At 53.5% G+C, this 400-nt stretch carries 4 tRNA genes; all 4 read right to left on the bottom strand.

Annotated elements, in window-relative coordinates:
- Position 1: 1 nt before the first annotated feature.
- The 4 genes from DRB05_RS00115 to DRB05_RS00100 all read right to left on the bottom strand — a co-directional run bounded on the left by DRB05_RS00115 (position 2) and on the right by DRB05_RS00100 (position 400).
- A tRNA-Gly gene (locus DRB05_RS00115) sits at positions 2-77 on the bottom strand.
- Between the two features lie 43 nt (positions 78-120).
- Positions 121-207: transfer RNA gene (locus DRB05_RS00110), tRNA-Leu, on the bottom strand.
- A 36-nt stretch (positions 208-243) separates the two neighbouring features.
- Positions 244-317, bottom strand: a tRNA-Cys gene (locus tag DRB05_RS00105).
- 7 nt (positions 318-324) lie between these two features.
- Positions 325-400 (bottom strand) — tRNA-Gly (locus DRB05_RS00100).

Below are 400 nucleotides of genomic sequence, written 5' to 3'. Positions count from 1 at the left end.
TTGGAGCGAGTAACGAGGTTCGAACTCGTGACCTCGACCTTGGCAAGGTCGCGCTCTACCAGCTGAGCTATACTCGCATTCCATTTTTCACACTGGTAAATTTGATATGTGAAAAATAAATGGTGCCCGGGGCCGGACTTGAACCGGCACGCTGTTACCAGCGAGGGATTTTAAATCCCTTGTGTCTACCAATTCCACCACCCGGGCATCGGGCTTGCTTTCGCATGTGGATATGTTGAGAAATGGAGGCGGAACCCGGAGTCGAACCGAGGTAGACGGATTTGCAATCCGCTGCATGGCCACTCTGCCATTCCGCCGCAAATTTGGAGCGAGTAACGAGGTTCGAACTCGTGACCTCGACCTTGGCAAGGTCGCGCTCTACCAGCTGAGCTATACTCGC

The sequence above is a fragment of the Pseudoalteromonas sp. A757 genome (genome assembly GCF_004103285.1).
Classification (GTDB): domain Bacteria; phylum Pseudomonadota; class Gammaproteobacteria; order Enterobacterales; family Alteromonadaceae; genus Pseudoalteromonas; species Pseudoalteromonas galatheae.
This window is presented reverse-complemented; position numbering and strand designations above follow the sequence as displayed.